This window comes from Intrasporangium mesophilum, assembly GCF_054783095.1.
On record NZ_BAAGRF010000013.1, the window covers coordinates 285,628 to 311,520 of the forward strand.

General features: G+C 68.8%; 22 protein-coding genes and 1 pseudogene. 11 read left to right on the top strand and 12 right to left on the bottom strand.

The features are described from left to right. Window positions 1-63 precede the first annotated feature (63 nt). The 3 genes from menC to ACYVLP_RS12720 are packed head-to-tail and all read right to left on the bottom strand — an operon-like array spanning window position 64 to window position 3,145. Window positions 64-1,170, bottom strand: coding sequence for an o-succinylbenzoate synthase (menC, locus tag ACYVLP_RS12710; protein ID WP_460627712.1), 1,107 nt, complete (start codon window positions 1,168-1,170; stop codon window positions 64-66). Continuing rightward, a complete protein-coding gene (locus tag ACYVLP_RS12715; protein ID WP_460627713.1) occupies window positions 1,167-2,060 on the bottom strand; it encodes a GNAT family N-acetyltransferase in 894 nt (297 codons plus the stop codon). The genes menC and ACYVLP_RS12715 overlap by 4 nt, the downstream gene beginning before the upstream one ends. Then, the gene (locus ACYVLP_RS12720; RefSeq protein WP_460627714.1) at window positions 2,057-3,145 is read right to left on the bottom strand and encodes a M20 family metallopeptidase; all 1,089 of its coding nucleotides are present in this window, start codon (window positions 3,143-3,145) and stop codon (window positions 2,057-2,059) included. Before ACYVLP_RS12720 ends, ACYVLP_RS12715 begins: the two co-directional genes overlap by 4 nt. Before the next feature lie 110 nt (window positions 3,146-3,255). Between ACYVLP_RS12720 and ACYVLP_RS12725 the strand changes: the two genes are divergently transcribed. The 5 genes and pseudogenes from ACYVLP_RS12725 to ACYVLP_RS12745 all read left to right on the top strand — a co-directional run bounded on the left by ACYVLP_RS12725 (window position 3,256) and on the right by ACYVLP_RS12745 (window position 7,296). Next, the gene (locus ACYVLP_RS12725) at window positions 3,256-3,807 is read left to right on the top strand and encodes a hypothetical protein (RefSeq protein WP_460627715.1); all 552 of its coding nucleotides are present in this window, start codon (window positions 3,256-3,258) and stop codon (window positions 3,805-3,807) included. A gap of 765 nt (window positions 3,808-4,572) precedes the next feature. Beyond that, window positions 4,573-4,872 carry a hypothetical protein gene (locus tag ACYVLP_RS12730; RefSeq protein ID WP_460627716.1) on the top strand — a complete coding sequence of 100 codons (300 nt, stop codon included), beginning with the start codon at window positions 4,573-4,575 and terminating at the stop codon, window positions 4,870-4,872. A 1-nt stretch (window position 4,873) separates the two neighbouring features. Then, window positions 4,874-5,004, top strand: a pseudogene (locus tag ACYVLP_RS12735) (IS5/IS1182 family transposase); the annotation flags it as partial. Window positions 5,005-5,132: 128 nt separating this feature from the next. Beyond that, window positions 5,133-6,788, top strand: a complete 1,656-nt coding sequence (locus ACYVLP_RS12740) for a hypothetical protein (RefSeq protein WP_460627717.1) — start codon at window positions 5,133-5,135, stop codon at window positions 6,786-6,788. Window positions 6,789-7,035: 247 nt separating this feature from the next. Then, the gene (locus ACYVLP_RS12745) at window positions 7,036-7,296 is read left to right on the top strand and encodes a hypothetical protein (protein ID WP_460627718.1); all 261 of its coding nucleotides are present in this window, start codon (window positions 7,036-7,038) and stop codon (window positions 7,294-7,296) included. A 248-nt stretch (window positions 7,297-7,544) separates the two neighbouring features. Here ACYVLP_RS12745 and ACYVLP_RS12750 read toward each other — a convergent pair whose 3' ends face one another. From ACYVLP_RS12750 to ACYVLP_RS12780, 7 genes are all read right to left on the bottom strand, one after another. After that, a complete protein-coding gene (locus ACYVLP_RS12750) occupies window positions 7,545-8,936 on the bottom strand; it encodes an IS110 family RNA-guided transposase (protein WP_460627719.1) in 1,392 nt (463 codons plus the stop codon). 92 nt (window positions 8,937-9,028) lie between these two features. Continuing rightward, entirely contained in the window at window positions 9,029-9,277 is a 249-nt protein-coding gene (locus ACYVLP_RS12755; protein ID WP_460627720.1) for a hypothetical protein, read from the bottom strand. A gap of 83 nt (window positions 9,278-9,360) precedes the next feature. Then, window positions 9,361-9,957 carry a hypothetical protein gene (locus ACYVLP_RS12760; protein WP_460627721.1) on the bottom strand — a complete coding sequence of 199 codons (597 nt, stop codon included), beginning with the start codon at window positions 9,955-9,957 and terminating at the stop codon, window positions 9,361-9,363. Continuing rightward, the gene (locus tag ACYVLP_RS12765) at window positions 9,954-10,445 is read right to left on the bottom strand and encodes a sigma-70 family RNA polymerase sigma factor (protein WP_460627722.1); all 492 of its coding nucleotides are present in this window, start codon (window positions 10,443-10,445) and stop codon (window positions 9,954-9,956) included. Before ACYVLP_RS12765 ends, ACYVLP_RS12760 begins: the two co-directional genes overlap by 4 nt. Before the next feature lie 433 nt (window positions 10,446-10,878). Then, window positions 10,879-11,760, bottom strand: coding sequence for an alpha/beta fold hydrolase (locus ACYVLP_RS12770; RefSeq protein ID WP_460627723.1), 882 nt, complete (start codon window positions 11,758-11,760; stop codon window positions 10,879-10,881). A 289-nt stretch (window positions 11,761-12,049) separates the two neighbouring features. Further along, window positions 12,050-13,669 (bottom strand): carboxylesterase/lipase family protein, encoded by a 1,620-nt coding sequence (locus tag ACYVLP_RS12775; RefSeq protein ID WP_460627724.1) that lies wholly within the window; start codon window positions 13,667-13,669, stop codon window positions 12,050-12,052. A gap of 234 nt (window positions 13,670-13,903) precedes the next feature. Next, window positions 13,904-15,298: a dihydrolipoyl dehydrogenase family protein gene (locus ACYVLP_RS12780; RefSeq protein WP_460627725.1), complete on the bottom strand. Its 1,395-nt coding sequence runs from the start codon at window positions 15,296-15,298 to the stop codon at window positions 13,904-13,906. A 117-nt stretch (window positions 15,299-15,415) separates the two neighbouring features. Here ACYVLP_RS12780 and ACYVLP_RS12785 point away from each other — a divergent pair, with 117 nt between their 5' ends. Continuing rightward, entirely contained in the window at window positions 15,416-18,196 is a 2,781-nt protein-coding gene (locus ACYVLP_RS12785) for an ATP-binding protein (protein WP_460627726.1), read from the top strand. 216 nt (window positions 18,197-18,412) lie between these two features. Here the strand turns inward: ACYVLP_RS12785 and ACYVLP_RS12790 are convergent, their stop codons facing one another. Next, window positions 18,413-19,129 carry an alpha/beta fold hydrolase gene (locus tag ACYVLP_RS12790; RefSeq protein ID WP_460627727.1) on the bottom strand — a complete coding sequence of 239 codons (717 nt, stop codon included), beginning with the start codon at window positions 19,127-19,129 and terminating at the stop codon, window positions 18,413-18,415. Window positions 19,130-19,410: 281 nt separating this feature from the next. On the opposite strand from ACYVLP_RS12790, the gene ACYVLP_RS12795 reads away from it, so the two are divergent. The 5 genes from ACYVLP_RS12795 (at window position 19,411) to ACYVLP_RS12815 (ending at window position 24,630) form a co-directional block, all read left to right on the top strand. Beyond that, on the top strand, window positions 19,411-20,136 hold the full coding sequence (locus ACYVLP_RS12795; RefSeq protein ID WP_460627728.1) for a hypothetical protein: 726 nt from the start codon (window positions 19,411-19,413) through the stop codon (window positions 20,134-20,136). Next, the gene (locus ACYVLP_RS12800; protein WP_460627729.1) at window positions 20,133-20,972 is read left to right on the top strand and encodes an alpha/beta fold hydrolase; all 840 of its coding nucleotides are present in this window, start codon (window positions 20,133-20,135) and stop codon (window positions 20,970-20,972) included. Before ACYVLP_RS12795 ends, ACYVLP_RS12800 begins: the two co-directional genes overlap by 4 nt. 29 nt (window positions 20,973-21,001) lie before the next feature. Next, window positions 21,002-22,069, top strand: coding sequence for an NADPH:quinone reductase (locus ACYVLP_RS12805; protein WP_460627730.1), 1,068 nt, complete (start codon window positions 21,002-21,004; stop codon window positions 22,067-22,069). 51 nt (window positions 22,070-22,120) lie between these two features. Further along, window positions 22,121-23,071 carry an alpha/beta fold hydrolase gene (locus ACYVLP_RS12810; protein WP_460627731.1) on the top strand — a complete coding sequence of 317 codons (951 nt, stop codon included), beginning with the start codon at window positions 22,121-22,123 and terminating at the stop codon, window positions 23,069-23,071. 503 nt (window positions 23,072-23,574) lie between these two features. Further along, entirely contained in the window at window positions 23,575-24,630 is a 1,056-nt protein-coding gene (locus ACYVLP_RS12815; RefSeq protein WP_460627732.1) for an alcohol dehydrogenase catalytic domain-containing protein, read from the top strand. A 180-nt stretch (window positions 24,631-24,810) separates the two neighbouring features. On the opposite strand, the gene ACYVLP_RS12820 is transcribed toward ACYVLP_RS12815, so the two are convergent. Beyond that, entirely contained in the window at window positions 24,811-25,662 is an 852-nt protein-coding gene (locus tag ACYVLP_RS12820) for an arylamine N-acetyltransferase family protein (RefSeq protein WP_460627733.1), read from the bottom strand. Window positions 25,663-25,893 lie beyond the last annotated feature (231 nt).

The window sequence follows — 25,893 nt, forward strand, 5'->3', positions numbered from 1 at the left end:
CCCAGGGGCGGCGCTTGTCGACCACGACGAAATGATCGCAGAAGTTGGTCCCGCGGCACCAACTCAGGTCAGCGGAAGCCACACCCGCTCGACGACGACGTCCTCGAGGACCTCCGGCAACAGAGCCACCCCGATCCCCGGGCCTGTCGGAACCGCGAGGTGCCCGCCGTCGAGGACGAACGGCTCCGTCAGGTCCGTATGGAAGTAGCGTTCCGATGCCGAGGTGTCTCCGGGCAGGCTGAAACCGGGCAGGGCCGCCAGGGCCAGGTTCGCCGCGCGGCCCAAGCCCGTCTCGAGCATGCCGCCGCACCACACCGGCACACCATGGGCGACACACACGTCGTGGACCCGGCGCGCCTCGAGATAGCCGCCGACGCGGCCAGGCTTGATGTTGATGATCCGACAGGCACCGAGCGCGATCGCATCCGCCGCTGAGCGAGCCGAGACGATCGACTCATCGAGGCAGATCGGGGTGCTGAGGCTCCGAGAGAGCTCGGCGTGCCCGAGCAGGTCGTCCTCGGCCAGCGGCTGTTCCAGCAGAAGTAGGTCGAAGGCGTCGAGGCGGCTCAGGTGGCGTGCGTCGCTGCGCTGATATGCGGTGTTGGCGTCGACCTGCAACGGCACGTCGCCATACTCCTCACGGACGGCCCGCACGGGCTCGATGTCCCAGCCCGGTTCGATCTTGAGCTTGATCCTCAGGTAGCCGTCGGCGAGGTAGCCACCGACGATGTCGATAAGCTCCGGGATGGAGTTGGGGATACCGACGGAGACCCCGCACGCGACTGTGGTCCGGACAGCGCCCAGGGCATCGGCCAGGGACTCACCGCGGGTTCGCAGTTCGGCGTCGAGAACGGCGGTCTCCAGCGCGGCTTTGGCTGTCCGGTGGCCCTTGAGGTTCGCCAGCGCAGGCGCCACCTGATGGGCGCTCACTGTCTCGAGGGCGCCCAGGGCCGGCACGAGGAAGTGTTGCAGGACGTGGACGGCCTGGTCGGCATACTCGGGCGAGTAGTAGGGCCCGGCGGCGGCGCCACACTCGCCCCACCCGTCGATCTCGGGCGACACCGCTCGCACCAGGACGGCACGGCGGACGTGCTCGGTGCCCCGCGAGGTGCGGAACGGCGTGGCGAGCGGTAGCTCGACGGTCAGGATCTCGACGCCGATGAGCCTCATCGGTCCGGCCTCTCCACGACGTACCAGCCCGCTCGGTCGAAACCTCGTACCGTCGCCCCTTGGTCCAGCAGCCCGCCCAGTACCTCTCGCAGCGCTGCGCGCCATTCCGCGGCGCCCCGCGGATCATCCATGCGGAGTCCCTCGATGTCGTCAGGTATCCCGACCAGTACGGTTCGCCCCCGCGCCGGCCGGCTAAGCGGGCCACCGGAGGCCGAGACCTCAAGAGCGACGGTCGCTCCGGCATCGCGCAACGCGGCCGCATTGACGAATCGAGCGCTCCCCGCGCAGGCTGCGGTGACCGCGGGAGCTGTCAGCGGCCAGCGCACCAGCACGCGGTCCGTTGGGTCGGCGCGGTTGATGTCGTCGTCCATCGGGCCGTAGAAGTCCGGCAGGTATTCCGCCACGTCCGCCGACAGTTTGGCGAGATTGAACCAGGCGTTACGCCGGACCAGCGGGTCAAACGTCCAGGTGATGTTGTGGGCACCGTTCGCGAGGGTCCAGGCTCGCTGGTGCAGCTTGAGGGCTAGGCCCACGCCCCGGGCCTGCACCTGCGGGTCGACACCGGCGATGTGGCTGTGTAGGGCGCGCAGGTGCGGTGGAGCAAAGAAACCGAAGCACGCGCCCACGAGCTGGTCGTCCCGGTAGGCGCCGCTGACATAGCTGCCCCCCTTGACCATGGCCCGCAGCAGGTCGGCCGTCACGGGCGGGTTCTGGGCTCCCGTGCGCCAGATCCGCTCGTAGAGACGGCGGACGTCCTCGAGCTCACCGACGTCGTTCAGGACCCGGACGTCGACACCCGCGGCGGCTATCGCGATCGCCGCGTCAGTGCGAGCGGCCTCGACCAGGTCGGCCCGCTCCGACCCGGCCGCCAAGCCCGTGCTTGCGATCACGATTGCTGCTCCCGAAGAAGGTCGGCGATCAGTGCGGTGAGCAGCCGCGTGCGGTCGACCAGCTCAGAAGTCAGCACGTGCTCGTCATCGGCATGTGCGCCTCCGCCCACCGCCCCCAGGCCGTCGAGGGTGGGGGTGCCCACACCGCCCGTGAAGTTGCCGTCGGATGCTCCCCCGACCGCGGCTGCTGTGAGCGGTAAGAGGTGCAGGTCTTCTGCGAGCCGCCGGGCGCGCTCCAAGAGGTCGTGGGTCGCAGCCAGAGTCAGCGGTGGTCGATTGGGACCGCCGAGGACCTCGACCTCAGCGCCGGTGAGCACAGGGCTCAGTCCCTGCATCGCGGCATGGATGCGCTCCTGCTCTGCGGTGTCGGAGACCCGAACGTCGACCAGGAAGCCGGCCGCCGCCGGGACTGTGTTCACGGTGGTGCCGGCGTCAAGGCGGGTCGGCGTCACCGTGGTGCCACGGGCGGGGTCGGCCAGTGCCGCCACCGCCTGCACCTGGTGTGCCGCTTCGATCGTCGCATTCACGCCGCGCTCAGGGTCAAGCCCGGTGTGGGCCGCACGTCCCTTCACCTGCACCTCGTAGCGTGAAACACCCTTGCGTTCGGTCTTCAGAGCGCCGCCCGGGCCGGCCGCCTCGAGTACGAGTGCAGCAAGGCACCCTCGCGCCTCCTGCTCGATCAGCGTGCGAGAGGACGGCGAGCCGAGCTCCTCGTCCCCGGTGAACAGCAGGGTTACCCCATCGAGACTGTCCAACGCGGCGAGAGCGTGCAGTGCGATGACAATCCCCGCCTTCATGTCAAAGCAGCCGGGACCGCGCAGCACGCCGTCATGGACATCGAAGGGATGTGCCAGCAACGATCCGACCGGCCAGACGGTGTCGTGATGCCCGAGAACCAAGACGCGTCCCGGGCGGTCGCCGAATCGCCAGAGCAGGTGGGTCCAGCCTTGCAGCACAATGCGTTCCGGCTGGGCACCGAGGATCCGGCTGCCCAGCGCGGCGAGCGTCTCGGCGCTGCGCGCCACGGCGGCGGTGTCCTCCGTCGGCGACTCACATCGGACAAGCTCCTCGATGTCGGCGACCATAGCCGCGAGTTTCACAGGGACGCGACGTTGTGCCTGCTGATGCATGGCCCAAGCATCGGGACTCGACGGGCCGCGCGGCCTGTCCGGCGGACCAAGTTTCCGATGCGGAGTTGGGCGAGGCGGATGAACGCCCCGGTGCCGCTGGCGACCAGGGGCCGTATTCGTCGACGAGGGCGGACGTCGACGGTTCGGTGGTTGCGCCCGTGCCGGTGGCCGCGACGTCGCACGGAGGTTGCCGACCACCATCACCCTGCGCCACATCGGCCGCCAAGCACCAGACCGGCATCGGCCGAAACCAGGCCGACCGCGACCCCCGCAGCGCTGGTCGAGCTGGTGCTGGCGATCCGCACGGAGCTGACCGCTCCCGCCACCGCCTACACCGCACGCCCGAAGGCCACCCCGAAGGCGAACCCACGGACCGAACCCACGCCCGCATTCGGCACGACCGTGTCGACAAGGTCGGCAAGGTCACTCTGCGCCGCGGCGGGACGCTGCTGTCGATCGCCCTGGGCCGCACCTGGACCGGAACCGAGGTAACCATGACCATCCACGGCCTCAACGTGCACGTCACCACCCGAAAGGGCCGCCAGGTGATCCGCGAACTGACCATCGACCCCGCCCGCCGACACCAGCCCCTCAAAGCAAAACTCCCCGAACCGTGAAGGTTCGGGGAGCTGCCGATGTCTTGCGACATCACATGGTGGCAGGTGACGGATTCGAACCTTCGTAGCTTTCGCCACGGACTTACAGCCCGACATCTGGGTGCCTCTCACTGCGCAGACTCTGTTGCCGACCCAACTTCGACCTGAATTCGCCACAGACCCTCGTCGCTAGCCGCCCGCAGCCGGCCACGACTGGACGCGCGCGTTCAGGCCCGGGGCATACGTCGCTGCACCTCCAGGGCCCATGAACCAGGAGTCGACTCCGCCGGTCGGCCAGCGCTCGCCAGACGCAGGCACAGACCGGAACCCGAAACACGCTGCCAAAGGGACGCTCGTCCCCCCACGCAGCGCACTGGCTCAACGCGCCATCGGCGAATGCGCCGAGCCCCCACCCCTCCCCCACTGCCCCCGATCTTCAGCCATCGACGCTTGCCGTCCGCGACGCCGCGACCAGCACCTTCACGGCGCCCCTGACCGGCGGCGACCGTGAGGCCAGGCCGCCGAGTGCGTCCTTCAGGGCGCCCGCCGTCGAAGAGCGCCAGTTCCCGGAACTCATCGACGAGTCGCCAAGACGACCTGCTCCAGGACCGACGTTCCCCGCCAGGCCGCGTCTGGTCGCCCTTAACGCGACGGTCGTGAGGGTCCGACTCGGCCGATGACCGGACGTCCCACACGGCTGCTGAACCCGGAATTCATGTCGGAGCCGAGAACTACGATCGCGCCCATGCAACTCCTGTTTGAGCTGATGCTGGCCCGCCGGCGACGGTGGGCATCGCCATTCTGGGCAACTCATCGGCCGAGGTGCCCACGGAGTTCAACGGCAGCGTGGTGGCGCTAGGGCAGGACGTGGTCGTCCTGGGCGTTCGGTACGTGCAGGATGTCGAAGGCGACGAGTTCGAAGGCGACTGGGACTGGGCTACAGCCACGATTCACCTGCGTTCGCTGGCCCAGAGCAATGGAACGGACAGGCACGTCTTGCGTGACATCGTGATCGCCACGCCTGGAGAGACTGTGTCGCTGGGTGACGCAGACGGAATGCTGGTCATTTCGACGCTGAGGCGCTAGGGGCCGCAACGTCATCGAGCGATTCCAACGTCCTCAAGCAGTGGCGCGGCCTAGCCACAAGGTACGACAAACCCGCCCTGGCCTACCGCGGCGGCGTCGTTCCTCGGCGCAATCATCTCCTGGCTACGAGAACTGGGAGACGCGCCCGAGTTCCGTGTCTCCTTTCACGATGCCTTTCCCTACACCCTCAAAACGGATGAGCCCGATTCCCTCTGGGGGTAGCATGTCCGCCGATTCACGTCGGTCACGTCGGTCACGTCGTGTTCGATGCCGCAGGTCCGTCGATGGGTCCCGTTCTGATGAGTTCTTCTGCCTCTGCAGCGGCCGAGCGCGCCACAGAAACGTCGGTCGGCCACGACGAGCAGTCATCCGGCCAAAGCCGGCGGCGGCCGTGGCTGTGGGCGCTGCTGATGCTTCTGCCCGCCATCGTCGCGGTGCACTTGCTCGCGCTGGGCGCGTTCGCCAGCCCGGCCGTTCGCCTGGCGGCGGATGACTGGTGCGCGGCGGCACGGGTCCGCGAATACGGCTCACTGGGGTTCATCGACTACTACTACTTCAAGGTGAACGGCCGGCTGGCCTACCATGCGGGCCAGGTTCTGGTCTTCGCGGACGGGCTCCGTGGCGCTCGCGTGCTGCCGTTCGTCCTGATCGTCACGCTGACCGTCGGGATCTTCACCGTGTTGTACCTGGCGCTGCGCCACCTGCAGTGGCGATGGCCCGCGGCGGCGGCTGGGCTCCTGGCGGTCGTCGTGTCGGCGCTCACGTTCTTCGCCGGCAACGTGGTGTACCAGATCCTCTTCTGGCCGGCTGCCACCATCACGCACACGCTCCCGCTGATCCTGGGCATCTGGAACGTCATCATCCTCATGGTCGCGGCACGCAGCCCGCGGCGGTGGGTGCGAGTCACGGCGGTCGTGCTCGCGTTGCCGATGGGCTTCGCGATCGGATCGCTCGGCGAGGCGTTCTTCGTGGTCAGCGGCGTCTATGCGGGGGCGGCCCTGCTGTTTGCCCTGCTGGCGTGGCGCGACCGGCGGGCGCGCTTCCCGATCACGTGGCTCGCCATGTGGCTCATGGGTATGCTCGCCGGATTCGCCGTCCTGTACTTCTCGCCCGGCCAGCGCTTTCGGACCCAAATTGCGTACGACCAGGAACAGCCGTCGCTGTTGTCGGTCGGCGGCCTCTCGGAGGCCGTTCACGGATGGCTCAGCTCCTGGGAGATCATCCTTTCCCAGCCCGCCTACTACGTAGCGATCGTCGCCGGGCTCCTGCTCGGTCTGCTCGCCAGCAGCGCGGCTCTGCGCAGGACGTCGCTTCCGTTCGCCGGCGGCTCGTGGACCCTTCCGCGCAGGCTGCTCGTGGTGGTGCTGCCGGCCGTGCTGGTGGTGATCGCATCGTTCGGCGTCATTGCCGGGTTGCGGCATGGCTACGGACCCGGCGGCTGGGGGTACCAGCGCGCCTGGACGAGCTTCCTGTTTCCCGCCATCGTGACCGCCGCCCTCTACGGTGCCGCGGCCGGTTACTGGCTGGGCCGCCGCGTCAGCGCCTGGCAGCGGAACGTGGCGATTCCGGCCATGGCGGCGCTGCTCGGGGTGTCGGCCCTGTTCAGCACGGTTTTGTTGGGGTCCATCGTGCCGCGGAACACCGCGCTCGTACACGAGATGACCGACCGGGCGAGGGCCTGGGACACGAACACCGCTGCCGTGGAGCAACAGATCCTCGAGGGCAAGCGTATCGTGCGGTTCACGCCTACTCCGATCGCCAAATCGACCGAGCCGTTCCGCTACACCACCACGCCCGACTGGGCCGGCAATTGCGCCGCGGTCTACTACGGCGTCGACCAGTTGATCCCTTCCAAGGAATGGCTGGCGACAGAGGACTCCGCCGACTGGCGGGCGAAGAACCCCGGGGTGAGATAAGCCCCGGCTCCCAGCGGTTCGAGCGCGGGTTTAGGCGTGCGTATTCACTGGCTCGCTGAAGCGTTTCCGAGCCTGCGCAGCCCGAGGCCTCGACCAGCGCGATTCCTGGGGCCTGTCGGGCGCCAGAGCGTCACGGTGTCCATGTCCCCGAGGGTGTCAGCAGGACAGCCTTTGATCATCCGCATTGGGCGCAACGTGACACTGTGCGCCTATGACATCATCCGACTTCCGCGAGCCGTGGGTTCGAATGGACGGCGACCGCGCTCGGGCATTGGAAGACGAAGCGGCGACGGAGGTTGCTCCGGGCCACGAGCTGCACGGGCTCGCGCTGACCGCCGTCGCGAAGTGCGAAGGCTGTGACTCCGTGGTCTATCGCGCATCGGACGGCACCTTCGCGATCGTTCACCTCAGCTGGACACGGAAGTCCGAGACGCCCCCGTGGCCGCGAACGACCCGGCTCGGAGGTTTCATCGCGGTTGAGAATGCCATGGATCAGCACGAGCACTGACCGCTCATCAGCGTGAGGCATTTAGCGTCAAGGTCTGGTCGGGGTTTTCCGTCCTCGTCGTCGGTCCCTGCATAGCGGTAATCGAGCTCGTGCTCGGCAGCGTGTGATCGGGTTGTCTCCACGACGGGACGGGGTGGCCTGTGATGAGCGACGAGATACCGCGGGGGTTCTCAATGCCGCGGAAGGCTCACCCCGTCCCAGCTCTTGGGGGATGCTGGCCTCGGTGGATGATCGGAGGGTGGATCTGGTTATGCCGCAGTGGTGCTCGTGGTTTCCTTCCATGCCGTCGTGCCGTGGGCAGCGATGAACGGGTCCCACGCCCGCTGCTGAGTGACCACGGCGTACAGCTGGCGCAGGATGGCTGCGGCGACCGCGGTCTGGGCCTGGGTCGGGGTCAGCTTGTTGTGCTCGCGACCGGTCAGGTGCCGGTATCGGGCGGCGTACACCCGGTTGGTCTGTAGGCACCCCCACACGGCGCGCCAGGCGGCGACCCGCAGCCCGGGCCGTCCGGCGCCGGTGAGCCGGGCCCGTCCGGTGAAGGTGCCGGACTTGCGTTCCCGCGGGGCCAGGCCGGCGTGTTTGACCACGGCGCGGGCGGAGGTGAACCGGGTCAGGTCCCCGGTCTGGGCCAGGATCGCCGCCGCGCCGACCGGTGAGAGTCCGTCGATGCTGGTCACCAGCGCGGTCAGCCCGAGCTCGTCCAGCACGCCGCACATGCGGGCCTCGGTGTCGGCCAGTTTGGCCCGGGCTTCGTCCCAGTCCGACAGCGTCCACTCGAGCCGTTCGAACACCGCCGGCCGATGAGCCAGGACCCCGGCGCCGTCGGACAGGGCCGCGAACAGGCGGCGCACGATCCGCAGGCACGGCCGGACCCCTCCCCGGCGGGTCACCTCGGCCCGCACGGCCCGCTCGAACCGGGCCAGCCCGAGCCGTCGGGTGCGAGCCAGGTCACCGCCGTCACGACCTCGACCCCGCCCTGGATCACGGCCCAGCACGACGCTCAGCGCCGCGACCCACGTGGCCGAGCGGAACGGCGACTTTGCGGCCTCGAGCGCCGCGGGCCACACGCACTCGAGCAGGTCCCGGACCGTCTGCACGGCCGCGACGTGCTGCTCGAGCAGGTCCTCCCGCCGGGCCCCGAGGTGACGCAGCCTCGCCCACGCCGCGTTGCCCTCATCGACCGGCTCGGGCAGGTAGCAGCGCAGCTGCCCGGTCAGCCGCGCGATCAGCACCGCGTCCTTGTCATCGGTCTTGTCGCTGGTCAGGTCCTCGCTCTTGCGCGCCCACGACGAGGCCACCGGCTGCACGCACACGAACTCCATCCCCCGCTCGGCGGCCAGCTGAGCCAGCACCCGCCACCGGTGCCCGGTCGGCTCACACGCCACCGTCACCCCGGAGAAACCCTTGCCCCGGGCTCGGTCGGCGGCCCAGTCCAGCGCGGCCCCCAGGTCCCATGCCTTGCACCGGAACGTCCGACGGGCCAGCACCTTCGAGTCATGGTCGGTCACCACCAGCATCTGCTTGCGGTCGGCCAGGTCGATCCCCACGATCGCGTTGCCCACCGGGACCGCTGCCCGCAGCCGGGACAGGCGAGCGTTGCGGTTGCGATCCCCACGAGACACGCCACTACCGTTGTTCACGAACGTCCTCCTTCTAGCGCTGGGACACCAAGCCCGACAAGCGCATCAGGAGGACGTTCCCAACGCCAGACCCGACCGCGCAGAACGTCTTTCTATGCCGCACCGCGGGCGAACGCCTTTCTAGATCGCCGGTCGCGCTGTCCGTCGAGCCGGAATACAGACGGCCCACAGGTGCGCACCGAATCGTCCACTGGGTTGATGGACTCCTTGTCGCCCAGGTCCGCGTGTGTGTGGTCGATGTCCACTACCACGAGGTCGGCGAAGCGACCGCTGCGCTCGTGATCTGCAGCGAGTTCGCCCTCGCGACAGTGGTGGCCGAGCCCGTCGCCGACATCAGTCACGTAGCGCCGTACAAACCTGGCTCGCTCTTTGAGCGCGAGCTTCCGTGCATCCGGGGTGCCCGCGCCGCCATCACGTGCACCGATCACTTCTGCGGCACGGGTACCTGCGCGGCAGGGATGCAGCTCGTGGTGGACTCGTCGACGAGGTTCGGTCGGACGGTGAGCCCGGCGCCCTGGCCCCCCGCGCCAGGTCGCGGGAAGACCCACAGGTTCAGGGTCGTGCCCGACGGCAGAGCCGCGGGCTGGATCACCATGACCGCCTCGTCCGAGCCGGACACGATCTTGCCGGTCACGCCGCGGGAAACCGGGATCCGAGAGCTGGTCGCGTCGTAGTACACGCACGCATCGGATCCGAACTCGACATGAGCCGACAGCCCGTGAGCGAGCAGGGATGCCTGCAGGCCTGCGGCATCGGACATCTCGCGGACCGTGACGGTGATGACACCGTCCTCAGCCTTCTCGACGGCCCAGGCCGACGGCGTACCGAACGGACCGGACGCAGGCAGGAACACGGGAGCCACGAGCGCGAACGCCAGAGCAGTCACGCCCACCACGCCTGTCGCAGCAAGCCGGCGACGGCGCCGCAGCTGGCGACCGCGGGCCACGACGGCCTCGACCGGGGTCCGCATCACCGGGTTCGAGACACTCTCGATCTTCGCGAGCAGCAGGTCATCGTTCATCGGGGCACATCCTGGGAGTCGACAGGGGTAAGGGACTGGCGCATCGCGGTCACCCCGCGATGCAGATGCGCGGTCACGGTGCCGGGTGTGATCCCCATCACGCGTGCGGTCTCGGCCGTGTCGAGATCCAGGAAGATCCGGCACGCGATCACCTCGCGCTGGCGCCGCGGCAGGGCCTGCCAGGCTGCCGCCACCTCGGCGTCTGCGTCGGCGACCTCCGGAGCCGGTGAGTCCCGCGGCGGAGTCTCGTGCGGGATCTCGCGGCGACGCTTGCGCCACTGCGAGACCCGCTCGTTGAGCGCGGTTCGCACGACCCACGCCGCGGGATTCGGGTGCCGGCTGACCTTCGCCCAGTGCAGCCAGGCGCGAGCGAAGGCCTCGGCCACGAGGTCCTCCGCGAGAGCCCGATCCGCGCACGAAGCCGTGACTACCCGCAGGCACGGGTCCCGGTCCCGCGCGTAGAACGACTCGAAGGTCAAGGTGCTCACGTAGGTAACACGCTTTCAGGCACTGTCCCACTTACCTGCCCCCAGTCTGACCTTCCGCCACCGGCGCACAAGGCCCACTTGAGAAGCCACCGACATCGGCAAGATCGACCACGCGACCAGCGGCAGTTCCGGACGTTGCTGGCGCGTGCGGTCGCGGTGGTTGACCTGGACGAGGTCTGTGAGTACGACGCTCCAGACGGCTCGCTACCGTGGGTCGCATGGAAGGGCCAACGCCGCGCCTACTTGGCTCCTTGATGCGCGCTGTGGCGCTCGCCGCGCTACCGGCCGCAGATCAGGAGGCATGACTGAGGTCAATCGGTCTGGGTGGCCGAACGTCGACGAGATCGCCATGGAGATCGGCGACGGGATGCTCCTGGCAGGTGACGCTGTTGTCTGGGCGGACTTGTGAGCCTTGATGAAGGCTCAGATCGGACTACCCGCAAGCCTTCCCCGTGAGGAACTCGTTCACCAGCGTCGCGAACTGGCTGGGGTACTGGAACAGGAAACCATGTCCCGCATCGCTGAAGATCCGAAGGCGTGCGTTGGGCAGGTGGTCGACCAGTAGCTGTGAGTTCACGGTTGGGATCATGAGATCGTTGTCGCCGCTGGCTACAAGGGTGGGCTGGGTGATTCCGGCGAGACGGTCCAGGCGGCGGGGCTCTGGGATTCCCCACTCGACGATCGCGTCGTACTGGGCTCGGGCGACCTCCGGCCCGGTGGCGCGGTCACCGTTCTCGGTGCGGCTGAAGATGCGTTGCACGTACTCGACGCCGAGGGCGCGGCTGCTGTCGGTCACTCCGAAGAAGATATGCAGCAGATCCTCGAGCCCGTTGGTTGCTTGGTTCGCCGTGCGCTCGATGTCGAAGGTCCAGCCGTGCATCTGGCGTCCACCTCGGGGACCAGTTCCCGCCAGCACCAGCCGTCGCACAGCTCGAGGCCGAAGAAGTGCCATCTCCTGGGCGACCATGCCGCCGAGCGAGAACCCCAACAGGTCGACGTCGTCGAGACCGAGCGCGTCCAGGAACGCGATGGCATCGCGCGCCATCTCGGTCACGGTCACCGGGACCGTGCCGGTCGACAGGCCTACTCCGGTGTTGTCGAGGAGGAGAACCTCGCGATGCTCAGCCAGGGTGTCGACCAGGATCGGATCCCAGTTGTCCAAGTTGCCGCGGAAGTGCTGCAGGAACACCAGCGGTGGCTGGCCGTCGGCTGGATGGCCGAACCGGCGGTAGGCATACGCAATGCCGTTGGCAGCCTCGATCTTGCGAATCGGGGCGGACATCTGTGACTGCCCGGTCACTTCCACAGTGGTCATCTGCGTCTCTCCTTTGCTTGGGGCGCCGCTGTAAACGACGCCCACGTCCGTCTCGAGCGAGGGGGCACGGCGCCTTCTCCTCAGCGACGTGCGTTGCTACTGCCTCTGACAGTGCCTTCAATGCGGGTTCCGTCGAACCCGTGCCGATCCCTGGTCCGACACCCGGGGCGCCGCGGCTGCGCCGCCTCCACCTACGGGCCTACTGCCCTCGCATCCGGGGCCGGGCACGAGCGTGCGTGCTCGTGCCCGGCTGGGCAGGATGCCTGACCCGCACCCGCCTGGCGACCCGTCAGCCTGCTGCCCAGAATGCGTAGTGGTGGCGTTGCGGGTAGGTCGCGGACAGAACCGGGCTCGGCGTCTGCAGGGACATCACCGTGGTCGCGTCACCGGTACCGGTGCGCGGCCAAGCCAGCGTCCGTGTCGACGGGTTGCCCGTGGCGGCGAAACGGCTCCATGCGGTTCGCATGCTGTCGGCCAGAGCTTCTTGGCTGGAAGTAAGCGGCGTCTGGAAGACAGCATCTGGCAGGTCGAACAGGTACGTCAGCTCGGACCCATGGGTGGCGACCGCCGGGTTCAGCGGCGGCGGATAGCGCACCGGGGCGGCGGCGTCGTTGAACTCGTACGTGTAGGTCGGTACCCGCCCCGTGAGCCAGGAGTTGACCTGCAACGTCCCCTTGACGAAGCTCGCGTCTCCGGTCAGGACGCTGAGCGCCTGCGTCGGCGACGCGTAGTCGGACAGCGGGTATTCCCCGACCACCTGGGCTGCGCGGTCGCTCGACACGCCCAAAACAGCGGCGATCTTGTCTTGGTAGTTGTCGGCCGTGATGCCCTGCGCCTCGACGAACTGGCCGTTGCTGACCGCGAGCCCGATGGTGGTGAACACGGCCTCCTCGTCATGGTCGGTGCCCTGCAGGACGGGCACCCGCGCGAACGTTCCGCTGGCCAGTGAGTCGCCGATCGAGCGCTGCAGGACTTGCCCGTCGACGTATCCGGGGATGGTGGCGATGGGGAAGTTGTTCACCAGGTCATCAACCGGGACGCTGCGGAGCTGCTCGGCGATCTGGGCAGGTGTGCCACCGCTGATGCCGAGCTGGCGGGCGAGCTGCTCACCGAATGACTCGGCAGCCTCGTGCGACTGCTGCCGCAGCGCGAACGACCCGCTCTGCACGATTGCCTTCGCGAACAGTCCACGGGAACCGGGCGATGTGAGGTGCGCCAGCACGGAGAGGCCGCCTGAGGACTGGCCGGCGATGGTCACGTTGTCCTTGTTGCCGCCGAAGCCGGCGATATTGCGCTGAACCCAGCGCAGGGCAGCCTGCTGGTCCATGAGGCCGTAGTTTCCCGATGGGCCACCGGGGTACGACGCCAAGGCCGGGTGGGCCAGGAAGCCCAGGGCGCCGAGCCGGTAGTTGACCGTGACGACGACGATGCCTTTAGCGGCAAGCTGGGCCGGGTCATAGTCGCGACCGGCACCCAGGACGTTGCCGCCGCCGTGGAACCAGACCAGGACGGGCCGGGTGCTGCGGTTGGTGGCCGGGGTGGACACGTTCAGGTACAGCGAGTCCTCGGACAGCACCCCGCCGACATTGGTCAGCGGCACCCGCGGCTGGGGGCTGCTGGGTCCGTACTGCGAGCCGTCTCTGACGCCGGTCCAGCGCGCGGCCGGCTGTGGTGCCTTCCAGCGCAGCTGCCCGATCGGTGGTGCGGCATACGGAATGCCCCGGAAGGCGACTCCTCCGGGGACGGCGACACCTCTGATGGCACCGGTCTCGGTGACGACCACCGGGGCATCGGCCGCCTGTGCCGCGGCAGCGACTGCGGTCGCGCTGTAGCTGCCCAACCCGACCAGGCCGGTCAGGACAATGGGCAGAGCGAGCAACGCAACTCGCCCTTTGCGAATCGACTTCATGGCTTTCTCCTCGACTCAGGGGCACGTTCGGATCTCGTGCCCATCGCCACGATCGCTGCGCTGCCTCCCGCTCACACCGGGGGTTGACCCTGGTCCTTCCCCGGGCACTTTGCCGGCACCCGGGCCGGCACCCCGGGCGGCCGGCGGCTCGGCCGGATGCCTAGCCACTCCAGCCGGGCCCATCACAGCGGCGGACCCGACAGGCGACGGTCCGGCGCCGAAGATCCTCGCGGGTCAGACCGGCCTGGGTGAGGGCGGGGTCGACCGGCGAATCTGGGCGTCCAGGTCGCTGAGTGCCTGGAACAGCGCCTCGGAGAAGGTCGGAAAGGGCTGCATGACGTCCAGCAGCACTGAGATGCGCGTGCGGGCCCGGATGGCGAGGGTCGCCTGCTGCAGCCACTCACCGGCCTGCGGGCCGACTGCGTAGGCGCCGATGAGGCGTACGCCATCTGACACCAGAGTGAGGAAACCCGGGCGCGTCTCGTACGCACGGGTGTAGGTCGAGGTGCGGGCCAGACTGGACAACGGCACGGTGGCAGCACACGGCCCGGCCCGCTGGCCGACTGATGCCGCCTGCGGGTCGGTGAACACCACACGTGGCACCGCCTCGTAGTTGGCCGCCCGGGAATGTCCAAGGATGTTGGAAGCCGCGACGCGCCCCTGGTACTCCCCGACATGGGTGAACGGCCACAAGCCGGTCACGTCGCCGATGGCCCACAGCTTCTCCCCGAAAGACATCCGCCCATCGACCCGGATTCCGCGGGGGTCAGCCCTGACGTTCACCGACTCCAAGCCGATGTCGTGGACGCGCGGCCGGCGCCCCGTCGCAACCAGCAGCCGGTTACCACGGGCGTGGCTGTTGTCGGCCAGCTCAAGCACGTAGTCCTCGCCGTCCATGCGGGCCCGTACCACCTCCCGGACCAGTCTCAGGTCGACGCCGTCGTCGGACAGCGCCGCCCCGATCGCCTCGCCCACGGGGCGCGGCTCACATGGCAGCACGTGCTGGGCGACGTCAGCCAGGACCACCGAGGCACCCATGCGTGCCAGCGCCTGGCTCATCTCGACACCGATCGGCCCCGCCCCAAAGACGACCACGCGCTCCGGCACGTCGGTGAGCTCCGTCGCCTGACGCTCCGTCCAGATTCCGGGCAGGTCACGCAGCCCCGGCACCGCAGGAATGGCCGGGTCCGATCCCGTGGCGATCACGACATGTTCGGCGCGGTAGGCGCTCCCGTCGACGTCGACCGTGTGCGCTCCGGCGAGCCGGCCTTGCCCGCGCAGAACCTCGACACCAATGCGGTGAGCCCAGCTCTCCTGCCTGCGGTCGTCATAGCCAGACACCATGAAGTCACGCCACCGGAGCGCAGCCGTCGCGTCCAGCGCGGAGCCGTTGAGCGCCTCAGCGGCTCCGGGAACCTGCCGGGCGGCAGCGAGAACTTCGCCCGGGCGCAACAACGTCTTGGAGGGCGTGCAGCCCCAGTAGGTGCTGGTGCCGCCCAACAGCTCGCGCTCGACGATGGCGACCCGAGCGCCGCCTGCGCAGAGCACTGCAGCGCAGTGTTCACCGGCAGCCCCGCCACCGATGACGATGACGTCGTAGGCGTCGCTCGGCTCACCCCTTGGTGTCATGGTTCGACCATGAGTGCCCTGGCACGTCTGACGCACCCGGGTACGGCCCTGGTCGAGCGAACCAGGGTGTGCAACACGTAAAGAAAGAGCAGACCAGCGAGCACCTATACTCCGACCATGTCCGGCGACCCTCGCTTGCACGGCCGGGACACGGAGCTGCACGAGCTGGACCAGCTCTGCGACCGTCTGAAGGCCGGGGAGAGCGCGGCCCTGGTGATCCGTGGTCAGCCGGGCATGGGTAAGACCGCACTGCTGCGCCAGCTCGCCTCCCGCGCCCGCGCGGGCTTTCGGGTCGCGGAGATCGCGGGCGTGGAAGCCGAGGCCGAGCTTGCCTATGCCGCCCTTCACCAGTTGTGCTCACCATGGCTTGACAGGCTCGAGGCGCTTCCCGAGCCGCAACAGGCCGCCTTGCGCGCTGCCCTGGGCATCACCAGGGTCACGGCACCTGACCGCTTCCTGGTCGGGCTCGCGACCTTGAGCCTGATGGCCGAGGTCTCCCGGGCCAAGCCGCTGCTGTGCCTTGTCGATGACGCCCAATGGCTGGACGCAGCGTCCAGCGAGGTCCTCGGCTTCGTCGCGCGCAGGCTGGACGTCGAGTCCGTGGCGCTGGTCTTCGGCGTCCGCACGGGGGAAGACCATGCGGATCGGGGGCACTTCGCCGCCCTGCCCGAGATGCGGCTCGGAGGTCTGCGCGGCGAGGACGCGAGAAAGCTGTTGGCCACGGTCGTGCCAGGCAGGCTCGACCTGCGCGTGTGCGCCCGGGTCGTGGCCGAGACCGGGGGCAACCCCCTTGCCTTGCTCGAGCTCTCCCGGGGGATGGGCGCAGCCGAGCTCGCCGCGGGGTTCGGGTTACCGCTCGGCGGCGCGACCGCCGGCGTGGAAAGCCTCTACATCGCCAAGGTGCGCAAGCTGCCGGAGCCGACCCAGCTGTTCCTGCTTCTGGCAGCGTGCGAGGGGCTGGGAGATGCCACCACTCTGTGGCGGGCGGCGGGCCTGTTGGGCATCGGCACCGATGCGGCGCTGCCGGAGGCGGCCGAGGGTTTGCTCGAAGTCGGTGCTCGGGTGCGGTTCCGTCACCCCCTGGTGCGTTCGGCCGTGTACCGGTCGGCGCCGGCTGAGGACCGCCGCGTAGCCCATGAGGCGTTGGCCGAGGCCATAGACCGTGAGGTCGAGCCGGACCGGCGTGCGTGGCACCGTGCGCACTCGTGCCTTGGCCCCGACGAGGAGGTCGCCGCGGAGCTGGAGGCTAGTGCGGAGCGCGCTCAGGCCCGCGGTGGCTTCGCCGCGGCAGCAGCTCTGCTTGAACGGTCAGCCGGTCTCACGCCCGCGCCAGACGCTCGTTTCGAGCGCAGGCTCGCCGCCGTGCGATCGCATACGCGCGCCGGCGCCTTCGATACCGCCCTCGGCCTCGCGGCCATGGCGGAGTCCGAGGCCACCGACGAGCTCGCCAGGGCTCGCCTCGCGCAGGCGTGCGGACAGATTGCCTCGGCCTCGGATGCGGGCGGCGATGCCCCACTGCAGCTGCTCAGCGCCGCCAAGCGCCTGGAGCGCCTTGACTCCACGCTGGCCAGCCGTACCTACCTGGACGCCTTGGCGGCGGCGATGTTCGCCGGGCACCTGGCCACGCCCGGTGGTGACGTCGTCACCATCTGCAAGGAGGCCAGCGAGTGTCCACCCCCAGACACACCCATACCCTTTGGCCCGGTGCTGACGGGTCTGGTTCTGCTGGTCACCGAAGGGTTGGCGACCGCCGAGCCGGTGCTGCGTGAGGCTCTCGGCCGGCTCCGAGAGGCTGACATGCCGGCAGAGAGCTGGCTGCACCACGGCGCGATGCGCGCGACGACCGCAGCCGCGGCGGCGCTGTGGGATCTGGACAGCTGGGAGGCGATGAGCGGTCGCCAGGTCCAGCTGGCCCGCGAGCTGGGCGCGTTGTCCGTGCTGCCGACCGCGCTCAACGGGCTCGCCGTGGTAGCCACCTGGAAGGGGGACTTCGAGACGGCAGGCGCGCTGACCGCGGAGCACGACGCAATCACCCAGGCGACCGGTATGCAGATCGTCCCCTACGGCGCCATGCTGCTATCGGCGTATCGAGGGCGCACGGATGAGGCATCTGCGCTCATCGCGGCCGCGACCGAGGACTCCATCCGCCGCGGCGAAGGATTGGGAGTCGACCTTGCCCGCTTGTCGACCACCATCCTGAACAACGGCGTCGGGCGCTACGCCGAGGCGATGGCGGCCTCCACTCCAGCAGACCCAACGACGATCCGGTCCCTCATCGCGACATGGATGCTGCCCGAACGGGTGGAGGCAGCGGTCCACTGTCGCGAACCAGAGGTGGCACGCGCGGCTCTGCACCAGTTCCTCGACACGTCGAACTGCGGGTCCAGCGACTGGGGGCTGGGGATCGCGACCCGTTGTCGAGCACTGCTCGCAGAAGGCGATCAGGCCCAGAATCTGCATCTCGAGGCGATCGAACGGCTGGGGCGGGCCGGCGTCAGGGTGGAGCTTGCACGCACTCATCTCGTGTTCGGCGAATGGTTGCGGCGGGAGAATCGCCGTGGCGACGCCCGAGAGCACCTGCGGACGGCGCTCGAGATGTTCGAGGCCATGTCCGCCGAGGGTTTCGCAGAACGCTCTCGTCGAGAGCTGCTCGCCACCGGGGAGCACGTCCGCGCCCGTCAGATGGACACCCGGGTCGAGCTGACCGCCCAGGAGGACCACATCGCTCGGCTGGCCCGCGACGGGCGTACGAACCCTGAGATCGCCGCGGAGCTGTTCCTCAGCGCCCGTACGGTCGAATGGCATCTTGGGAAGGTGTTCACCAAGCTCGGCATCAGCTCGCGACGCGGGCTCAAGGACGTGCTGCCAAGCCGGGGGCACACTACGCCTGTGCCGTGAGCAAGGCCGTGCATCGCGCGTGGCTCCTCGAGCACCCGGCGCGGTACCGCCCCCCGGCGACAACCGCACCGGGTGCCAGAAGAAGCGCCGGCTCGCGTGCCTGCCCGGCCGTGCCTGCCCGGCCGTGCCTGCCCGGCCGTGCCTGCCCGGCAGACCCGCTGGTCATGAACCAGCCTGCTGCGGCGCGAACCTCCTAGGCACAGGCGGTGAGTCGGGTCAGCTCGTCGCCTCTGCGGCACGCCGGATCGCCGTGGCCACGACCTCCGGCTTGGAGACGGCGACCGCGTGGGAAGCCTCGACCTCGACAATGTCGCTGCCCGCTCTCTTGGCCATGTCGCGAACGGCGTCCGGGTGAATCGCCTGGTCGCCCGTGGCGACCACGGCCCACGAGGGCAGCGTTCGCCACGCCGGCGCGCTCGTGACCACCGAGGTGAACGCGTCCAAGGAGACCGGCCGCTGCGTAGCGGCCAGGACCCGGGCCTGAGCTTCAGGGACGTCAGCACAGAATGCTGCGTGGAACGAGGCCACCTCGATGTATGCCTCGCTGTGCGGCTCTGCATGGTCCACGGGGTAGGTCATCGTTCGCAGAGCGGCTGCGAGCGCGACGTCGGGGTAGCGCGCGTTGATCGCGCTGAGCTGCTCGTCGGTGTCGGGCGCGAAGGCGGCCACGAAGACCAGCCCGACGGCGTTGGCGGCGTCTGACCCGGTCTGCGTGATCAGGGCCCCGCCGTAGGAGTGGCCCACGAGCAGGGCCGGCTTGTCGAGCTGGCGCACGAAGCTGGTCAGGTATGCCGCGTCGGGCCCGATCCCGCGCAGCGGGTTGGCGATCGCCACGGCTTCGAGCCCAGCCGAGTTCAGGTGGTCGATGACCCCTGACCAGCTGGAACCGTCGGCGAAGGCGCCGTGAACGAGGACGACGGTGGGTGCGGTCATGGGGAGTTCCTTCAAGACAACGGATGACGACATCGTCAGCCTCGCTTCGCGACTTCCGATGTCGCGCCCGGGGGACACCCTGGTCGCGTCCCTGGAACGTGTCCTTCCCGTGGGACACCCGGGTGGCTACCAGGGAGTGACACCCGGGTGGCTACCAGGGAGTGACACGGGTGCGGGTGTGACGCGTCCGGCGCGACTGTCTGGAGTGACCCATCAAGGCACGGACCTTCCGTCAACGCCGGACTCATCAGGAGCACGTCATGGTCAACGAGACATCGTCAATGGAGATCTCATCTTTCGACCGCGTGTGGCGAGGCAGCGGCCTCGCCTTCGTCATCACCTTCGTGGTCTCTTACCTCATCTACGGCGGCCAGCCTCACGTAAATGCGTCCGCCGCCGAGCTCGCGCAGTTCTACAACGGGGACCGCACCCGCGTCCTCGTGGCCACCGCGTTGCTCGGCTTCGCGATGCTCAACCTGCTGTGGTTCGCTGCCGCCCTGGCCTCGGGCCTCCGGGACGCGGGGCAAGGCATCTGGGCTGCGGCCGCGACAGCCTCCAGCGCCGTTGCCGCCGCCGTCATCCTGCTGTGGATCACGATCAACGGGGCACTCGCCTACTCGGTTGCAGCCGCCGGCAACGACGCGCTGACGTCGGCCCTGAACGGCATGGGCCGTGTGTCCCTGGTCGTAGCGTCCTTCCCCATGGCGATGCTGATCATGGCCGGCACCTTCGGACTTTGGCAGGCGCAGCAGGTGTCAACAGGAGCGTTCACCGCCGGTGTGGCAGCGGTCGTGCTGGTGCTCCTCGGCGGTTTCACCTGGGCCTTCGACGGGGTGTGGTCGCCGGATGGCCTGTACTCGCGCCTGGTGGTGCCGGTCGTCGCCCTGCTGTGGGTCGCCGTGGTCAGCGCCTTCCTCTACGCGCAGTCCCCCACGAGCGCGCCCACGACCCAACCGGCCATACCGCTGCCCTCGCCTCGCACCCTCGAAAAGGAGAACGTCCAATGAGCATCACGACGCACACCACGATCGTCCCCCAGTTCCGCACCGTGGACGGGCTGAAGATCCGCTACGCCGAGAGCGCCTCCCGCGACGTTGACGCCCTGCTGCTGTGCCCGTGGCCGGAAAGCGTCCACGCATTCGACCAGATGTGGAGCCGTCTGGCCGACAGCGCGCACCTCGTCGCCGTCGACCTGCCCGGGTTCGGCCACTCGGAGGGCCGTGAGTCCCTGATGTCTCCCCGCGCGATGGGCGAGTTCGTCCTCACGCTGATCGAGGCGTTCGAGCTGGACACCCCCCACACGGTCGGTCCCGACATCGGCACAGGCGCCCTGCTGTTCGCCGCTGCCGACCACCCCGGCAGCATCCGCAGCATCGTGCTGGGCAGCGGCGGGGCCTCCTACCCGCTGGAACTCGGCGGGATTCTCAACGACTGGGTGACCGCTCCGGACGTCGAGCAGTTCCGTTCCATCGACCCGCGCCTGATCGTCAGCGGGGCTGTCAGCGGTATCGAGCAGTACCAGCTTCCCGACGACGTGCGCGAGGACTACCTGAGCGCCTACGACGGTGACCGGTTCGTCGAGTCGATGCGGTACGTGCGCGCCTACCCGGGCGAGCTGCCGGTCCTGGCCGAACTGCTGCCTTCCATCGAGACACCCGTGCAGATCATCGGCGGCATGTGGGACTGGGCTGTGCCGCCGAGCAACCACCGCTTCCTGGACCAGCGGCTGCCGAAGAGCAAGCTCGACCTCATCGACGCCGGCCACTTCACGTGGGAGGACGCCCCGGACGGGTACGCCGACATCGTCACCGCCTGGTGGGGCGGCGGATACCGGAACGTCTGAGAACCACGACCGGCTGCGAGGAACAGGTCATGAGATCGGTGATGTATGCCGCGCCGGGTGATCCCTCGGTCCTGGAGGTCGTCCAGCGCGACCGGCCCGAGCCGGGACCGAGCGAGGTCCGGGTCCGTGTCATGGTGTCAGGGGTCAACCCGACGGACTGGAAGTCGCGCCGCGGACAGTACGGCCCAGGCGCGGCCGGGCCAACGGTTCCGAACCACGACGGTGCGGGCGTCGTCGACGCCATCGGGTCTGGGCCGAGCCGCTTTCGGGTGGGCGACCGCGTGTGGGTCACGCTCGCAGGCAGCGGCCGTCCACTGAGCGGTACCGCCCAGGAGTACACAGTCGTCCCGGTCGAACGTGTCTTTCCTCTGCCGGCCGGGGCCGACTTCGACCTGGGCGCGAGCATCGGCATCCCGGCCGGCACCGCGTATCGGGCACTGACGAGCGCCGAGGACGGTCCTACCCGTCTGCGCGACGGCGCCCTTCAAGGACGCACGATCCTGGTGCACGGCGGAGCCGGAGCGGTAGGTAATGCCGCGATCCAGCTGGCCCGGTGGGCAGGCGCGCGCGTGGTTTCGACCGTCAGCAACACCTCCAAAGGACAGCTCGCCACAGCGGCAGGAGCACACCTGATCCTCGACCGCCGTCACGATGATGCCGCCGGCCAGATCCGACGCTTCGCACCCGAGGGCGTCGACCTGATCGTCGAAGTCGCCGCCGCCGCCAACGCCAACCTGGATCTCGCGGTGCTCCGCCGGCGAGGAACGATAGCCGTGTACGCAAACGATCGCGGGAACGGGTTCCAGGTCGACCTTGGACGCGCCATGTCGCTCAACGCCCGCTACCAGTTCGTGCTGCTCTACACGGTCGGCTGGGACCGGATCAACGACGGAGCCACTGACATAAACCTCGCCATCGAGGACGGGGCTCTGAGAATAGGCCACGCCGCAGGTCTGCCGATCCACCGGTTCCCGCTGGAGGAGACATCGCGGGCGCATGCCGCCGTGGAAAACGGCACGGTCGGCAAAGTCCTGGTCTCAGTCGGACTTCCCACGCCAGCCGCGACAGCGGCAGGTCAGGCGACGACCGACAGCTGAGCAGCGCTCTCGGCGCAACACCGAGTGCGACACGGAGCAAGGGAGAGAATGATGCTCGAAGACCTCAAGCAGATCGAAGCGGGCGTGCTGGACGTGGGCTACGTCGACCTCGGAGACCGCGCGGCCCCGGCCGTCGTGTTGCTCCACGGTTGGCCCTACGACATCCACACCTATGCAGAGGCAGCCCCAGCCCTGGCCGCCGTCGGATATCGCGTCATCGTGCCCTTCCTGCGGGGATACGGCACCACCCAGTTCCTGAGCGAGGCGCGGATCCGCAACGGCCAACAGTCGGCGTTCGCCGTGGACGCGATCGCTCTGATGGATGCACTGGGAGTCGAGTCGGCGATCGTGGCCGGATGCGACTGGGGCGCCCGCACGGCCGACGTCCTGGCCGCCCTCTGGCCGGAGCGCTGCAACGGTCTCGTATCGGTCAGTGGATACCTCATCGGAAGCCCGGTCGCGAACCGGCGCCCGCTGCCTCCGGCCGCTGAGCTCCAGTGGTGGTACCAGTTCTACTTCGCCACCGAACGGGGTCGCGACGGCTACAGGGACAACCGTCGGGACTTCGCCGAACTGATCTGGCGCACAGCCTCACCGGCGTGGAACTTCGACCAAGCGACCTTCGACCGTAGTGCGTCGGCCTTCGACAACCGGGACCACGTGGACATCGTCATCCACAACTACCGTTGGCGACTCGGCATGGCACCCGGCGAGCCGGAGTACGACCGCCTCGAGGCGAGGCTGGCCGCCGCCCCCTCAATATCAGTCCCGACAATCACATTGGAGGGAGATGCCAACGGAGCACCGCATCCCGACGCCAGCGCGTACGCCGCCAAGTTCACCGGCCCGTACCTCCACCGTCTGATCAGCGGTGTGGGCCACAACCTGCCCCAAGAAGCCCCGAGCGAGTTCGTGCAGGCCGTCACCGACGTTGCCAGTCTCGACTCCGACCGCATCATTCACGTGGGCACACCCGAGGTCCAAGACCAAGCGTCTCGATAACGGTGCGAGGGAAGGACTCTTGCACATAGCTCAGAGTCATGTCCTGATATCCAGGCGCCTTCCCTGCTGAAGGCTCGGCGATACGCCCTCAACCAAAGCTCGGCACCTGCATGCTGGCATCCTCCTCACCTTGGAACCGTGACTCGATCTCGCCGAGAGGATGCCGGAAGTTGGTTTGCCCAGTCGGAGCTTCCCGGGGATCTCTAGGTCGATGACGGTTGCTCTCCCGTAAGCCACCTAGCCAGTGAGCGCGGAGGCCACTTCGCGGTGCTCGAGGAGCCCGAGCTGTGTGCCGCCGACGTGGCCGCCGCAGTTGCCCCGCTCGGGCCGGTCGAGGGGCGGGCAGGTGCTCGCGGGCTGAGGCCCTGAGCACGCAGCGGGCAGACCGGCCGGTTCTCACATTGAGACGTGGATCGTCATCAGGGGCGCCTAGCCTGACGCTGCAGCGCGCCGGGGCCTGTGTGCTTCGGGCGGCCCCTTTCGGAGGACACAGGAGGTTCGTCATGAAGGCACTCGTCTACCACGGTCCGGGCCAGAAGGCCTGGGAGGACGTCCCGGATCCGGCGATCCAGGACGCCACGGACGCCATCGTCAAGGTCGAGGCCACGACCATCTGCGGCACGGACCTGCACATCCTCAAGGGCGACGTCCCCGCCGTCACGCCAGGCCGGATCCTCGGTCACGAGGGGGTCGGCGTCGTCACCGAGGTCGGGCCGGGGTGCACCAAGGTCAAGGTCGGCGACCGAGTCATCATCTCGTGCATCAGCAAGTGCATGACGTGCGAGTTCTGCACGGCGGGACTGACCTCCCACTGCCAGACGCTGGGCGGGATCGGCTGGATCTTCGGTCACCTCATCGACGGCACCCAGGCCGAGTACGTCCGGGTGCCATTCGCCGACAACGGACTCATCCCACTCCCCGACGGAGTCACTGCCGAGCAGGGCACGATGCTCTCTGACATCCTCCCGACCGGCTACGAGATCGGGGTCCTCAACGGCGCCGTCAAGCAGGGCGACGTCGTCGCCGTCATCGGCGCCGGCCCGGTCGGGCTCGCCGCGATCATGACCGCGGCCGCAGCCGGGGCGAGCAAGGTCGTCGCCGTCGACGGCAACAAGTTCCGCCTCGAGGAGTCGCGCGGCTTCGGGGCCACGGACACGATCGACGCCACGTCCGGCGACGACGTCCCGACCGAGCTGAAGAAGCACAGCAGTGACGGTCTCGGAGTCGACGTGGCCATCGAGGCCGTCGGGCTGCCCGCGACCTTCAGTGCGGCACTCGACTCGATCCGCCCGGGCGGCCGGGTCGCCAACGTCGGGGTTCACGGCGAAGCCGTCACCTTCCCCATCGAGCGGGACTGGATCAACAACATCACGATCACCACCGGTCTCGTCAACGCGACGACGGCACCAGAGCTGCTCGACCAGATCACGAGCGGTGACATCGACCCGTCGAAGTTCGTCACCCACCACTTCACCTTCGAGCAGTTCATCGAGGCGTACGACACCTTCGCCAACGCCGCGGACGAGCACGCGCTCAAGGTCCTCATCACCAGCAGCTGACGAGCTCGGAGCACCCGGGTCAGCCACCCCAGTTGCGGGCTGTCGCCGGTCGCGGGGGGGAGGCACGGCGGCATACGGCAGGGCTTGGCCCTCCGCGAGGCGCTGCACGGCGTCGTGTCTCGGTCCGCCTTCGACGGGTTCAACGGATACGTTGAACCCGGAATCAGCGTCCGCGTTGACTCACCCGTCAGACGCAGTGGCGGCCCGGGTCGCGAGCCAGGCTTCGTGAGCGGCCACCCGGTTCGGCCACAGGGATGCCAGTCGTTCGGTGGGAAGGCTGCGCACGTCGATCCCGAACACGTCGCCGAACGCCGCGTGCCAGTCCGTCTCGGTCTCGATCGTCGTAGCCGACGGCCCGTCCGACGCCACGTGAGTGAGGGTGAGGTCGCGCAGGCTGTCGAGCGAGTCGGCGTCGCGGCGCTGCAGGACCATCACCTTCACGAAGCCAGAGTCCGGCGCCGTCGACAGCGTCGCGTGACGCTCGGCGAAGGCGTCCATCGCGGTGGGTCCGGGATGCCACGCCATGCCGGGGAACGAACCCTTCGGGTCGTGCACCAGGTGCCAGTCGCCGCTCCCGTCGAGCACCTCGAGCCGGAACTCGATCGGTCCCTGGCGGTAGGTCCCGGCACGGAGCGGCACCGGCTCGTGCAGCGCGTCGCCCAGCCCTGTGTCGACGTACCACGACTCGTCCGACAGCCCGTCGACTGTCAGCGCGAGGTGGTTGGTGAAGGAGTCGGCGTCCGGCCCGCCCGGTCCGTGCACGCCGCCGACGTGCCGGGTGACGCGATAGCCCAGCTGCGCGAGCAGCCAGCCGAACGCGCCGTTGAGGTGGTAGCAGTAGCCGCCGCGGCCACCCGCCACCAGCCTGGCCGACGTTTCCTGGTCGATCCCGCGCCGCTCATCGAGATGGATCCACAACGTTTCGTACGGCACCCGCTCCACGTGTGCGCGGTGCAACCGGAACAGCCCCTCGACCGACGGTTCCTCGCGCTCGAGACCCAGCCGCGCGAGATAGTCCTCCACCAACCTCATCGGGCCAACCTATCCGCCGCCCCCCGCCGTTCCCCAGCAGCCGCCGCACCTCCGCACCTGCCGGTGGGCGGAGGTGATGAGCCGGTGAGCCAGGAACGCGAACACGCTCCCCGCCCGCAACCGACGACAGCCCCCACGGAGGCCTCAAACCTGGTTTGTCGGACTCGGAACGTGCTGGCGTCTCACGGTGAACCACCTGGGCAATACCCGGCGGGCTCGCGCTCCATCGGT